This window comes from Microbacterium karelineae (assembly GCF_009745985.1).
Classification (GTDB): domain Bacteria; phylum Actinomycetota; class Actinomycetes; order Actinomycetales; family Microbacteriaceae; genus Microbacterium; species Microbacterium karelineae.
Window position 1 is genome coordinate 68,133 of record NZ_WFIX01000190.1, and the last position, 13,403, is coordinate 81,535.

Genomic DNA, 13,403 nt, shown 5'->3' on the forward strand with positions numbered 1-13,403 from the left:
ACCGGGAGCGGGGCGACGTCGTCACGGGGCCGCGCCGCCGGCGCGGGGTCGCGCGGCACGCAGGATCGCGTCACACCCGGTCACAGACTTCGGCGCCCTGCCGGGGGATTCGGTAAGAATGTCCGGGTGAGCGAAACGCGTGTCCGTCCGACGTGGATTCAGGTTTTCGTCGGTCTCTTCGGAGTCGCGGCGCTCGTCCTCATCGCCTGGTGCGTGGTGTTCGCCACGCGCGCGCTGCTCGCGACGGATCCGCTCGAGGCGTTCGTCGCCCGCTTCCCTGGCGGCGCGCCGATCCTCGGCTCCTCTCCCGAGGGCATCCCGGGCTTCGTCTCCTGGACGCACTTCCTGAACGCGTTCTTCCTCGTCCTCATCATCCGCACGGGCATCCGCACGCGCACCGAGAAGCGCGCGGGCGGCCTCTGGTCGTCGCGGCGCGTGAAGAAGCGGCGCATGTCGCTCGCCCTCTGGGGGCACATCGCGGTCGACGTGCTGTGGCTCGTCAACGGCGTCGTGTACGTCGCGCTGCTGATCGCGAGCGGGCACTGGGCGCGCATCGTGCCGACGAGCTGGGAGGTCGTGCCGAACGCGATCTCGGTGCTGCTGCAGTACATCTCGCTCGACTGGCCGACCGAGAACAGCTGGGTCAGCTACAACGCGCTGCAGCAGCTGAGCTACGTCGTCATCGTGTTCGTCGCCTCGCCGATCGCCGCCGTGACGGGCTACCGCCTCAGCGCGTTCTACCCGAAGGGCGAGGCGTGGCAGCGCGCCCTGCCCGACGCGGTCGCGAAGGCGCTGCACTATCCGACGATGCTCTTCTTCGTCGCGTTCGTGATCGTGCACGTCGGCCTCGTGCTCGCGACGGGTGCGCTGCGCAACCTCGGCCACATGTACGCCGGCACCGATCAGGTCAGCTGGGCCGGCTTCTGGATCTTCGCCGCGACCGTCGTCCTCATGGTCGCCGGCTGGCGCGCCGCGGTCCGCGACGACTGGATCGCGCGCCCCGCGAAGTGGTTCGGCGACGTGCGCCTCATGAAGCGCTGACGCCCGCGTAGGCTCGACCGCATCCGATCCGGCACCGATTTCGACGATGTGCGGCGATCCTGCTCCTGCACGCGGGCGGAGCATCAGGACGAACTCGAGCAGCCCACGTGAACGCAGCAGTATGGGCCTGGCGGCCGCCAAGATGATCGGCGGCGACCACCGGATCGTGATCGCCGATCTCGGTCAGGATCCGATCGATGCCGCTGTCAACGAGCCGACCTCCCTCGGGATCACGGCGTCAGGGATCGAGTGCGACGTCACCGACGAGCAGTCGGTCCGCGATCTCCTGCGCGCCGCCAGGCGGCGCTCCGTTCTGCCCCACTGACCGATTCCCTGTCCCGAGCGAACACGGATCACGCCAGAGCACATGACATGTCATGTCCGCTCGCGCAGAACGTGTGCGTTCGCAGATTGGGTCATCGCTCGAGCCGCACCGGATCCACGAGCGCGGGCGGCGCGCCCGGACGTGCTCGGGCACGTCGCGCTCGAGCGGCGTGAACACGTCGCTCTCGCGCCACCGGGGCACCTCGCGCACCTTCTCCAGGTCGAGTCCCTCGTTGTGGGCGAGGAAGTACCCGAAGTCGAGGCACCAGCTGCAGCCGATGGCGCCCGCCGACGCCATCTCGGCGTACGACGCGAGCTGCGGATCCAACTGGTTCCACTTCGCGGCGCTGCCCTCGATCCCGAGCACGCCGTTCATGACGCGGCGGTTGTGCCACAGGACGTGGGCGTTGTCGGGCACCTTCCCCCACATCCGCTTCACGATGAACGTCAGGATGGCGCCGTACTGCCCCGTGATGCGGGCCTGGGGATGAGGAAGCGACTGGGCCTGACGATCTCCTTCGTGGATCCGGGGCGCTGTCGGCCCCTCCTGCCCATACGGCACCGCGCGGCCACCGATTGTGACAGGATCCCGGAATCGCGTCCGGCACCCGCTCCGTTCACGGAATGAGCGACGCGAGGATCTCGCCGACGGGCGCCTCGCGCGCGGCGCGCCACCCGCGGCCGGCCCACAGGTGGAGGCGCTCGGCATCGCCCGCGGCGGAGGCCGCGGCGCGCAGCGGCCGCGTGAGGTGGTGGATGGCGGGATACCCGATCGGCGCGACGGCATCGTGCGCGGCGACGAAGTGGTTGACGAGGGCGCGCGCGTACCGGCCCGTGAAGGCGCGGGTCAGCGCCGTCTCGCGGAACCGCGGATCCACCAGCGCCGCGCGGTGCGTCGGCGATGTGCCGCTCTCGGTCGCGCGCAGGAGCGCGGTGCCGACCGCGACGGCCTGTGCCCCGGCGGCGAGCGCGGCGGCGACATCGGATGCCGAGGCGACGCCGCCCGCGGCGACGATCGGCAGCGGCGCATCGACCGCGATCTCGGCGACGAGCGCGGGGAGCGGACGCTCTGCGGGTCGGGCGCCCGCAGCCCAGACGCCGGAGTGGCCGCCTGCCGCGGCGCCTTGGACGACGAGGAGGTCGATGCCCGCGGCCTCCGCTGCGCGCGCCTCGTCGCGGCTCGTCACCGTCTGCGCTGTGAGGGCCCCGGCCGCGCGCAGCCGCGCGATGTCGGCGGCATCGGGAAGCCCGAATGTGAAGCTCACGAGGGGGACGGGGTCCACGGCGAGCGCCGAGATCTTCTCGCCCCACGCGTCATCGTCCTCGGTGACGGGCGCGTCGACGGCGACCCCGAGCCGTTCGGCGTCGCCAGCGAGGGACCGCGCGTATGCGGCGTAGTCATCGGGCGCGATCGGGTGCACGTTCGGCACGAACAGATTGACGCCGAACACCTCGACGCCCGCGGCGCGCACGGCCGCGATCTCGTCGACCATCGCCTCGGCGCTCCTGTATCCCGCGGCGAGCTGGGCGACGTGCCCCGCCCGCGCCGCGGCGACGACGAGCTCGGACGTCGTCGGGCCGCCGGCCATGGGCGCCGCCCAGACGGCGGCGCGGCCAGCGAGCGGATCCGGGAGCGCGGTGGTGGTCACGGACCCACGCTAACGCGCACGCACCGCGCCCCCGAGCACGTCCGAGTGCCGTTGCGCCCTTCCGCGCGCCGGGCGGGGCCGAACCGCACTCGGGAACGGCGCCGGACGCGTCAGAGCGCCGAGCGGATCTCGGTATGACCGCCCGTTCGGCACTCAGCAGCGCTCTCGGCGCCGTCAGACGGCGGCGGCGCGCTCGTCCTCCTCGGTGACGACGAGCTGACCGCAGGCCCCGTCGATCTCCTTGCCACGGGTGTCGCGGATCGTCGTCGGCACGCCCGCGTCATTGAGGATCCGCACGAACTCGTTCTGCGCGGCCTTCGTCGACGCGTCCCACACGGATCCGGGCGTCGGGTTCAGCGGGATCGGATTGACGTGCACCCATCCGCGCCCGCGAGCGTTGAGCTTGTCCGCGAGGAGGCGCGCGCGCCACGGGTGGTCGTTCATGTCGCGGATGAGCGCGTACTCGATCGACACGCGGCGCTTCGTCTTGTCGAAGTATGCCCGTGCCGCGTCGAGCACCTCCTCGACCTTCCAGCGCGAATTGACGGGGATCATCTCGTCGCGCAGCTCGTCGTCGGGCGCGTGCAGCGAGAGCGCGAACGTGACGGGGATCTCCTCGTCGGTGAGCTTGCGGATCGCGGGTGCGAGGCCGACCGTCGAGATCGTGATCCCGCGGGCGCTCATGCCGAGCCCCTGCTTCTTGTCGACCATCGTGCGCACGGCCTGCATGACGCGCTTGTAGTTGGCGAGCGGCTCGCCCATCCCCATGAAGACGATGTTGCTGACGCGTTCGGCGCTGTTGTCGTCGGCCTTCTTGCCGCCGAGCTCGCCGTTCGCGATGACCTCGTTGGCCCGCACGACCTGGTCGACGATCTCGGCCGCCGACATGTTGCGGGTCAGGCCGTTCTGGCCCGTCGCGCAGAACGGGCAGTTCATGCCGCAGCCGGCCTGCGAGCTCACGCACAGCGTGATCCGGCCCGGGTAGCGCATGAGCACCGACTCGACGAGGGCGCCGTCATGAAGCTTCCAGAGGAACTTGATCGTGTCGCCGCCGTCGGTCTGCAGGCGGCGCACCTCCGTGAGGAGGGTCGGCAGCATGCCGGCGACGAGCTCCTCGCGGCCATCCTTCGGCAGATCCGTCATCTTCTCCGGATCGCGCGTGTAGTGCTCGAAGTAGTGCTTCGCGAGCTGCTTGGCGCGGAACCCGGGAAGCCCCAGCTCCTTCGCCTTGGCGACGCGCTCCTCCGGTGTGAGGTCGGCGAGGTGCACGGGCGGCTGGCCGCGCTTCGGGCTCGCGAACTGCAGAAGCGGACGCCCCTCGGCGTCCTTGCGCTGCTCCCACCCCTCGGCCTTGGGCTTGACCTGGCGGATCCCCGAACTCGTCATGACTACACGGTACGGGAGGCACCCGAGGTCGCGCTGGGCGGCGCCGAGAAGATTTCTTGTCCCCCTTTTGGGGGACAAGGGCACTTCTCCCCATGGTGCGGGGGTTCCGGACCCCCTAGCGTGGAGATGTCCGGCCGGTTCTTGGGGGAGCCCGGCCGGACCTTCGTATTCCGGGGACGGGCACGCGCCCCACGAATCTCGGGCGCTCCTGGGCCGCGGCGATTGTGGGGCCGGGACAACTCATCGTCAGCTGTCGCCAGGTCTCCGGCACGCTGGTGGTCATGCTCATCGATCTCGGCATCCGCGATGCCGCTCCCGCCGCCGTCCTCGACACCGCCGCCCGCGCCGAGCGGGAGGGGTTCGATGGGATCCAGGTCCCCGAGCTGGCCCACGATCCCCTGATCGCGTGCGCCCTCGCCGGATACGCGACGGAGCGGATCCACACGGCGACCTCGATCGCGGTCGCCTTCGCGCGCACCCCCATGACGGTCGCTCAGGCGGCGAACGACGCGCAGCTCGCGACGAGGGGCCGCTTCGCGCTCGGGCTCGGATCCCAGGTGAAGCCGCACATCGAGAAGCGCTTCTCGATGCCGTGGTCGGCGCCGGCGCCCCGCATGCGCGAGTTCATCGCCGCCGTGCGGGCGATCTGGCACTCGTGGGAGACGGGCGAGCGCCTCAGCGTGCGCGGCGAGCACTACACCCACACGCTCATGACGCCGATGTTCTCGCCCGGCCCGAACCCGTTCGGCGCGCCCGACATCTGGCTCGCCGCCGTCGGGCCCGCCATGACGAAGCTCGCCGGCGAGGCCGCCGACGGCTTCATCGCACACGCCTTCACGACCCCCGAGTACCTCGCCGAGGTCAGCCTCCCGGCGCTCGCCGAGGGGCGTGAACGCTCCGGCCGCGAGTCGACGGACGTGATCCTCACGCCGTTCGTCGTGACGGGAGGCGACGAGGCAGAGCGCGCCACGAGGGAGAAGGCGGTGCGCTCGCAGATCGCGTTCTACGGATCCACACCGTCCTACCGCGCCGTCCTCGAGCTGCACGGCTGGGAGGACGCCGCCGACGCGCTGCACGCCGCCAGCCGCCGCGGCGAATGGGACACCATGGGATCGATCATCACGGACGACATGATGGGCGCGTTCGCGACCTTCTGCGAGCCCCACGAGATGCGCTCCGCCCTCGACGCGCGCTTCGGCGCGGTCGGCACGCGCGCCAGCATCACGCTCGGGTGACGGCGATCGGCGCCCCGCGCCGGTAGGGTTCTCCGCAATCGGCCGCGGATCGCGGCGCCGGCGTCGAACCGACGCTCCCCATCGCTACGAGGAGGTCGCCGTGACCACGACACCCGAGGTCAGGCCGAAGTGGAAGCTCATCGGGCCCGGGCTCGTCGTCGCCGCGACGGGCGTCGGATCCGCGGACATGGTCGCGACGCTCGTCGCCGGCTCCAGCTACGGATACATGCTGCTGTGGGCCATCGTCCTCGGGGTGATCCTCAAGATCATCCTCGTCGAGGGCGCGGGGCGGTACACCGTCGCGACGGGCAGGACGATCTTCGAGGGCTGGCGGTCTCTCGGCCGCTGGCCCGTCGTCTACTTCGCCCCGTACATCGTCATCTGGGGCTTCATCTACGCGGCGAGCGCCATGAGCTCGACGGCCATGCCGATCGCCGCGCTCTTCGACGGCGTGCCGATCCTCAGCGAGATCTGGCCGTGGGCGATCCTCACGGGGATCCTCGCGTTCCTGCTCGTCTGGTTCAACAAGTACTCGGTGTTCGAGAAGATCACGGCGTCGCTCGTCGGGCTCATGTTCGTGACGATCGTGACCCTCGCCGTCATCGCGGCGCCCAACTTCCTCGACACGATCAGCGGCCTCGTCCCTCTGATCCCCGAGGGCGGGCTGTTCAACACGCTCGCGCTCGCGGGCGGGGTCGGCGGCACGATCACCCTCGCGGCCTACGGGTACTGGCTGCGCGAGAAGGGCTGGGACAAGCCCCGGTTCCTCAAGGTCATGCGCATCGACAACACGACGGCGTACGTCGTGACGGGCATCTTCGTCATCTCGATGCTCATCGTCGGCGCCGAGGTCGTGCGCGCCGCCGGCGTCTCGCTCTCGAGCGGCGACGCGGGCCTGCTCGACCTCGACATGGTGCTGCGCGAACGCTACGGCGACTTCATCGGCGTCTGGTTCCTCGTCGGCTTCTGGGCCGCGGGGCTCTCGTCGGTTCTCGGCGTCTGGCACGGCGTCTCGCTCATGTTCGCCGACTTCATGGGCAACGTGACGGGCAGGGGATCCGACCACCCCGACTCACGCAACGGCGGCAAGTGGTTCAAGGTCTACCTGATCTGGCTCACGTTCCCGCCGATGCTGTTCCTCATGCTCGGCAAGCCGATCCTCCTCGTGCTCATGTACGGGTTCCTCGGATCGCTGTTCATGCCGTTCCTCGCGATCACCCTCCTGCCGCTGCTCAACACGAACCGCGTGCCGAAGGAGTTCCGCAACCGCTGGTACACGAACGTCGCGCTCGGGCTGACGGCCGTGATCTTCATCGTGCTCGGCGTCTACCAGGGCTGGAACGCGCTTGCCAGCCCTCTCGGCTGGCCGACGCTCGGGTGAGCTGGGCCGCGTCAGAGCGACAGCACGAAGGTCCAGGTGCCGGCCGCGATCGCCGCGACGGCGGACGCGACCGCGATCACCGCGGCCAGCAGGACGAGGACGCCGTCACGAGGGCGCAGGCGCGACGGGCGGGCCCATGTCCGCCTGCCGGGCGCGCCGAATCCGCGGGCCTCCATGGCCGTCGAGAGCTTCGTGCCACGCCGGATCGCGAGGACGAACAGGGCGAACGTCTGGCCCGCGATGCGGCGCAGTCGCCCCGTGTCGGCGACGCCGCGGGCGCGGCGCGCCATCCCGAGTTCCCGCCAATCCTCGATGAGCAGGCCGACCAGCCGCAGGCCCGCGAGTCCGCCGAGCACGAACCGCGACGGCAGGCGGAGGATCTGCGCGAGCGCGTCCGCGAGGTCGGTCGGATCCGTCGTCGCGAAGAGCACCACGGAGGGAACGGCGATCGCGAGAACGCGGAGGAAGATCGCGAGGGCGAGGGCGATCGAGCCGTCGCTCACCCGCAGGAGCCCCCACTCGAAGTACGTGGTGCCGCTCTCACGTCCGTAGAGCGTCGTCGCGATGCACGCGATGAACGCCGAGGCGACGATGGGCCAGAGCCGCAGCCAGAGGTCGCGCAGCGAGAGGCGCGCGAGCGGCAGCGCGGCGAGCGTGAGCAGGAGAGAGACACCCGCCGAGACGGGGTCGATCGACAGAAGCAGAGTCACGCCGATGAGCAGGGCCGCGAACAGCTTCGCCAGCGCGTTCACGGATCCGAGGGGCGAGTGCCGCGCATCGATCGCGACGAGGCTCATCGGGGTCCTCCCGCATGCGCGGCGCCGATCGCGAGCACGTCGTCCGCGAGGGCGTCCACGAGGGGACGATCATGCGTGGCGATGACGAGCGCCGTGCCGTCCGCGCGCACCTCGTCGAGCAGCGCCGCGAGTTCACGCCACGTGCGCGCATCCTGACCGTAGGTCGGTTCGTCGAGCACGAGCATGCGCGGCCGCGTCACGAGCGACGCGGCCACCGTGAGGCGGCGCTTCTCGCCCCCCGACAGGGTGAAGGGGTTGGCGTCGGCGAGCCGGTTGAGGCGCAGTCGCTCGAGCAGGTCGTCGACGACCGGCGCGACGTCCGCTTCGTCACGCCGAAGCGCGCGCGGCCCCACCTCGAGCTCGGCGCGCACCGAGGCGGCGAGCAGCTGGTGCTCGGGGGACTGGAACAGCATGCCGATGCGCGTCAGGAGCTGCCGCGACGTCCACTCGTGCGGCGCTCCGCGCGCATCCCCGGCGAGCGCCGCCGACGCGACGAGCTCTCCGGCGGCGGGTGGGAACAGGCCGGCGAGGGTCGACGCGAGCGTCGACTTCCCCGCGCCGTTCACCCCCACGACCGCGAGAGCGCGGCCCGAGCGCACCTCGAGCGAGATGCCGGACGCCGCGACATGCGGCTGTCGCCTGCCGAACCCGCGCCGGCCGACCGCCAGGCCATCGGCGTGGAGCAGCCTCTCCGGTGCCCCATGAGGGGTCGTGCGAGCCACGACCGGGACGACGCCGGGAACCCACACCCCGGCATCGGTCAGCGCCTGCTCGTGCGCATCGAAGACATCCGTCGGGGATCCGTCGGCGATGGTCCCGCCCCGTGCCCCGACGACGATGACGCGATCGACGTGATCGATCCAGAGATCGACGCGATGCTCGACGACGACCAGGGTCGCCCCCGTGGCGGCGACGGCGGCCACGACGGCGTCGCGCACCGACGTCGCCCCCTCGGGATCGAGGTTCGCGGTCGGCTCGTCGAGGAGGAGCAGGCCGGGTCGCATCGCGAGCATCCCGGCGAGCGCCAGCCGCTGCTTCTGCCCGCCGGAGAGGGCCGATGTCGGGTGATCGAGAGGCAGGTCGAGGCCGACGGCATCGAGCGCGCGGGGGACGCGGCGCCAGATCTCCTCGCGCGGCACGCCGAGGTTCTCGCAGGCGAAGGCCACGTCGTCGCCGACGCGGGCGAGGATCACCTGGGCGTCGGGATCCTGCAGGAGGAGCCCGGCCGTGCCCCGCGCATGGGCCGCCGGGCGGCCGTCGATGAGCAGCTCGCCGGCGGCGTCTCCATCCGCCTCGTCGCCGAGCACGCCGGCGAGGCCACGCAGCAGGGTCGACTTGCCGGATCCGCTCGCGCCGAGCAGGAGGACCCGCTCGCCCGGCTCGATGTCGAGATCCACCTCGGACGCGGCCCACTCGTCGCGCCCGGCGTGGCGCCAGCCCCAGCCGCGCGCGACGACGTGGTTCGTCACGCGGGGCGGGAGGGCGCCCGCCCGCGGCGCCCCCTGTCCCTCCCCGACGCGAACCGGTCGAGGGCTCCCGTCGCGGCGAGCGCGCGCGTGATCAGCAGGGAGACGATGCCGGCGAGCACGATGCCCGACACGATCGCCGCGGCGGCGTAGATGATGCGCGCCTCCACCGCGAGCGCGGCGACGGAGGAGAAGTTCGTGTCGAGCACGGCGACGGCGATCCCGGCGAGAGCGCCGGACGCGAGCGCGCCGAGCAGACGCCAGTTCGCGTAGGCGAGGACGGCGAAGCCGAGCTCGGCGCCGAGCCCCTGGATGACGCCCCAGATGAGCGTTGTGAAGCCCCACTGCGTGCCGACGAGCATCGAGACGACCGCCGCGATGATCTCGGTGTAGAGCGCGGCACCGGGCTTGCGGATGACGAGGCCGCCCAGCACGCCGGCGAACAGCCACCCTCCCGCGAGCAGGCCCGAGAGCCCCGGCGTGAACGAGAGGAGGCTGTCGAGCGCCGGCCATGCCTGGCCCCACAGCCAGAAGACGACGCCGGCGGCGACGCCGATCACGCTCGCCACGACGATGTCGACCACGCGCCACCGGCGGCGCGTCGGGTTTCCCTCGGGAACGGATGCAGACATGTGCGTTCTCCCTTCCTGCGCCGGCATGATCCGGATCAGGTTCGACGGTCGGCGCGGCGTGCGCCCTCTCAGCCCGGCGTGTCGGACTCCCGTGGTGCTGCGGCATCGGGCGATGCGGCAGCTGAGGTCAGGACCTCAGCGCATGAGTATAGGCACCGCCGGCCGCCGGGCGCCAGCCGTGCGGGATCACACCGTCATCGGATCGTGAGCAGTTCACGGGCGGATCTGCGGTGATCCCCCGGTCGCATCAAGTAAATTGACCGCGTGAGGAGTGACGAGGGCACCGACGAGCAGGGCGACGAGCGCCTCGTCGACGACCGCGATGCCCGTGATCCCGCGGAGGATCTGCCCGGGCGCGACGACGAGGCCCGCCTCGACCCGAACGACGCCCCCACGATCGGCGCGGTGCCGACGATCACGGGGCTGTTCGACATGCCGCACGTCGACGACGATCCCTCCGACGACGATGCCGAGGCCGAAGACTTCGTCGATTCTTCGCAGCCCCAGACCGATTCCGTGCGCATCATCGCCGAGATGTTCCGCGGCTTCCGGCGCCGCAGCGCGACGCCCGAACAGGACCTGCAGCAGATTCTCGGAACCGCGACCCAGACGCTGCCGATCGTGTCCGACGGCCAGCTGGTCCGTGCGGAACCCGCTCCGACCGCGGGCGCGATCCCGATCGTCCGGACGCCGGGGGACGAGCCCGATGCGGACGCCGACTCCGCGGACGATGTCGACGGGACCGCCGTCGGCCCGTCGACCGAGGACATCGCGATCGACGAGCCCGCGAGCGCTGCCGCCGTCGAAACCGCGAGCGACGCCGGCGCCGACATGGCCGACGAGACGGACGCGGACGCCGACTCCGCGGATGCCGACGACGCGTCGAGCGACGAGGCCCTCGTCGGCGACGAGGCGAACGCCTCGGATCCCGCGGATCCGGGCGACGCGCTCCCTGAGACGGTCGCGATCGCGATCGCGCCCGTCGCCCACGCCGCCGCCCCCGATGCCCTGACGCGCGCCCCCGCCGAGGGCGAGGGCGCTGACGCGACCGCCGAGGAGACCGACGTGTCCACGCCCGACGATCAGCGCACCATCACGACCGCGTACGTGCCTCACGACGACGGCAACCAGACCGAGCAGGCTCTCGCGTGGCTCACGGCCGAGAACGTCGGCACGGGGCAGACGCCGATCGTCAGCGGCGCGGCCGAGCTCGTGCCGCGTCGGCGGCGCTGGCTCGCGGCGATCTTCGCACCGATCGTGACGGCGATCGTCCTCGCGGTCGCGTATGTCGTCGCGTTCTCCGTGTGGCCGCTCGACAACGTGAGCCCGTCGATCGCCGCCGCCGAGGTCGACACACCCGTCGCGCCCGCCGCGTCGATCCCATGGCCGGAGAACGGCCAGGCCGCCGTGCTCGTCGACGGCACCGACGATGTGCTCACCTCGGCGACGGAAGAGTCTCCTGAGACGATCGGCCCGATGGCGAGCCTCACGAAGGTGATCACGGTCATGACGCTGCTCGAGCGCCAGCCCCTCGCGCTCGGCGAGCAGGGCCCGGAGTACGAGTTCGGCTACCTCGATCAGCAGCAGGCCGACGTCCTGCGGTGGTCGAACGAGTCGGCCCTCGACGTCCCGATCGGCGGCACGCTCACGTATCACCAGCTGCTCGAGGGGATCCTCATGGGGTCCGCGGGCAACTACGCGAACAAGCTCGTCGACGCCCTCTGGGAGGGCGACCGCGACGCGTATCTCACCGATGCGCTCTCGTGGCTGCAGGACAACGGGATCGACGACACGCTCGTCGTGGACGCGACGGGCATCGGCCCCGACAACCAGTCGACCCCGACGGAGATGGCGAAGGTGTCGCAGATCGCCCTGCAGCACCCCGTCGTCGCCGAGATCGTCGCCCAGGGCAGCGTCGAGCTGCCCGGGGCCGGGCTCGTCGAGAACTCGAACCCGCTCCTGGGCGAGGACGGGATCGTCGGCATCAAGACCGGCCACCTCGACGAGGTCTCGATCGTGAGCTACAACCTCACGACGGCGAAGGACATCGACACGGGGGCGGACGAGCCGCTCCGCGCCTATGCCGCCGTCATGGGGCAGCTCGACGCCGACGCGCAGGAGCAGGTGAGCCGCGACCTCCTCGACGCGGTCACCGCCGGGCTCCAGCCCGTCGACGCGATGGCCGAGGGCACGGTCGTCGCGACGGTCACGACGCCATGGGGGGCGCGCGTCGACATCGTCTCGGACGACACGGCGTCCCTCACGCTCTGGAACGGCGAGACGGCGGAGATCGACGTCGACTACGACATCGCCCTCGGCGACACCGAGGGCGACGAGGTCGGCACCGCGACGATCACGGGCGCGCTCGACAGCGACGAGATCACGCTCGTCGCGACGGGCGACCTCCCCCGCCCCAGCCTCGAGTGGCGCCTGACCCACCCGCTCGAGCTCCTCGGCATCGCGGAGTAGGCGCGGCTTCCGCCTACCCCACCGGGCGGATGTGCTGCGGGGTCGGGGTGTCGAGGCGGGCGACGACGGCGCCCGGGATCCCCGTCGCCTCGTCGATCTCGAGGGCGACGATCTCGTCCGAGCGCTGGCCTGCGACGAGCAGGCGCCCCTCGGCGACGACGTGGTGGCGCGGCACCTTCACACCGGCGTCGACCAGGGCGATCGGCACGATGACTTCGGGGTCCACGCGCAGAACGGCGATGCGATCGGATCCGCGCAGCCCCGCGTAGAGGATCCGCCCGTCGGGCGACGCCGCGAGCTCGGCGCCCGTATCGCCGTCCGCGGCGCCGGTGTCGACCGTGGAGAAGACGCCCCAGAGCCCGTCGCCGCCCTCGGCGAGGGTGACGACCTCGCAGGAGAACTCGGTCACGACGAACAGTCGACCGCTGTCATGCATCACCATGTGGCGCGGCCCGGATCCCTGCGGCAGCACGACCTCGTGGTCGGGGAGGAGCCGGCCGGATCCCACACCCCAGATGCGCACGAGGTCGAAGCCGAGGTCGGTCGTCGCGACGCGGCCGTCGGGAAGGAAGGCGGCCGAGTGCGCGCGCGTCGGGCGGCCGCCGACGTCGTACGGATCCTCGGCGGCCGGGGCGAGGCCCGGCAATCCGAGCGCGCCGTCGGCGGCGAGCGGCACATACACGACGCGCCCGTCTCCCCAGCAGCTGGCGACGAGGCCGGATCCGTCGGGCGCGACGGCGAGGTGACAGGTCGCGTCCCCCGCGACGACCGTGCCGCCGATCTGCTCGAGGGCCGCCTCTCCCACGCGCGCGAAGGCCGCGACCTGGCCCGCCTTCTCGAGCGCCGCGTAGACGACGTCGAGCCTCGGATGCGGCGCGAGCCACGTCGGTGACGGCGCCAGGGCCGCGACCCCCTCGGACACGAGCGTCCCATCGTCGCCGGAGGAGACGGCCCCGATGCCCGTGGCGCTCGCGCCCATGTCGGCGCCGCGCGCCCCGATCCAGAACCTCATGGGCCCATCCT

At 71.6% G+C, this 13,403-nt stretch carries 11 protein-coding genes and 1 riboswitch; of the genes, 4 read left to right on the forward strand and 7 right to left on the reverse strand.

The window, feature by feature from the left end:
• Nucleotides 1-126 precede the first annotated feature (126 nt).
• Nucleotides 127-1,041: a cytochrome b/b6 domain-containing protein gene (locus GB932_RS13500; RefSeq protein WP_156761223.1), complete on the forward strand. Its 915-nt coding sequence runs from the start codon at nucleotides 127-129 to the stop codon at nucleotides 1,039-1,041.
• 238 nt (nucleotides 1,042-1,279) lie between these two features.
• On the opposite strand, the gene GB932_RS13505 is transcribed toward GB932_RS13500, so the two are convergent.
• From GB932_RS13505 to rlmN, 3 genes are all read right to left on the reverse strand, one after another.
• The gene (locus GB932_RS13505) at nucleotides 1,280-1,927 is read right to left on the reverse strand and encodes a carboxymuconolactone decarboxylase family protein (RefSeq protein ID WP_197517487.1); all 648 of its coding nucleotides are present in this window, start codon (nucleotides 1,925-1,927) and stop codon (nucleotides 1,280-1,282) included.
• 55 nt (nucleotides 1,928-1,982) lie between these two features.
• On the reverse strand, nucleotides 1,983-3,014 hold the full coding sequence (locus GB932_RS13510; RefSeq protein ID WP_231916197.1) for a nitronate monooxygenase: 1,032 nt from the start codon (nucleotides 3,012-3,014) through the stop codon (nucleotides 1,983-1,985).
• Nucleotides 3,015-3,188: 174 nt separating this feature from the next.
• Entirely contained in the window at nucleotides 3,189-4,400 is a 1,212-nt protein-coding gene (rlmN, locus tag GB932_RS13515; RefSeq protein WP_156761224.1) for a dual-specificity RNA methyltransferase RlmN, read from the reverse strand.
• A gap of 281 nt (nucleotides 4,401-4,681) precedes the next feature.
• Between rlmN and GB932_RS13520 the strand changes: the two genes are divergently transcribed.
• Together GB932_RS13520 and GB932_RS13525 are read left to right on the forward strand one after the other, a co-directional pair.
• Nucleotides 4,682-5,635, forward strand: a complete 954-nt coding sequence (locus GB932_RS13520) for a TIGR03617 family F420-dependent LLM class oxidoreductase (RefSeq protein WP_156761225.1) — start codon at nucleotides 4,682-4,684, stop codon at nucleotides 5,633-5,635.
• Nucleotides 5,636-5,735: 100 nt separating this feature from the next.
• A complete protein-coding gene (locus GB932_RS13525; protein WP_231916199.1) occupies nucleotides 5,736-7,016 on the forward strand; it encodes an Nramp family divalent metal transporter in 1,281 nt (426 codons plus the stop codon).
• Between the two features lie 11 nt (nucleotides 7,017-7,027).
• Here the strand turns inward: GB932_RS13525 and GB932_RS13530 are convergent, their stop codons facing one another.
• From GB932_RS13530 to GB932_RS19490, 3 genes are all read right to left on the reverse strand, one after another.
• A complete protein-coding gene (locus tag GB932_RS13530) occupies nucleotides 7,028-7,813 on the reverse strand; it encodes an energy-coupling factor transporter transmembrane component T family protein (RefSeq protein WP_156761226.1) in 786 nt (261 codons plus the stop codon).
• A complete protein-coding gene (locus GB932_RS13535) occupies nucleotides 7,810-9,282 on the reverse strand; it encodes an ABC transporter ATP-binding protein (RefSeq protein WP_231916200.1) in 1,473 nt (490 codons plus the stop codon). Before GB932_RS13535 ends, GB932_RS13530 begins: the two co-directional genes overlap by 4 nt.
• Nucleotides 9,279-9,911 carry an ECF transporter S component gene (locus GB932_RS19490; RefSeq protein WP_231916202.1) on the reverse strand — a complete coding sequence of 211 codons (633 nt, stop codon included), beginning with the start codon at nucleotides 9,909-9,911 and terminating at the stop codon, nucleotides 9,279-9,281. Before GB932_RS19490 ends, GB932_RS13535 begins: the two co-directional genes overlap by 4 nt.
• Nucleotides 9,906-10,014: riboswitch (TPP riboswitch) on the reverse strand. Its footprint overlaps the gene before it by 6 nt.
• A gap of 161 nt (nucleotides 10,015-10,175) precedes the next feature.
• Between GB932_RS19490 and GB932_RS13540 the strand changes: the two genes are divergently transcribed.
• Nucleotides 10,176-12,380: a D-alanyl-D-alanine carboxypeptidase family protein gene (locus tag GB932_RS13540; protein ID WP_156761228.1), complete on the forward strand. Its 2,205-nt coding sequence runs from the start codon at nucleotides 10,176-10,178 to the stop codon at nucleotides 12,378-12,380.
• A gap of 13 nt (nucleotides 12,381-12,393) precedes the next feature.
• On the opposite strand, the gene GB932_RS13545 is transcribed toward GB932_RS13540, so the two are convergent.
• Nucleotides 12,394-13,392 carry a lactonase family protein gene (locus GB932_RS13545; protein ID WP_156761229.1) on the reverse strand — a complete coding sequence of 333 codons (999 nt, stop codon included), beginning with the start codon at nucleotides 13,390-13,392 and terminating at the stop codon, nucleotides 12,394-12,396.
• Nucleotides 13,393-13,403: the final 11 nt, after the last annotated feature.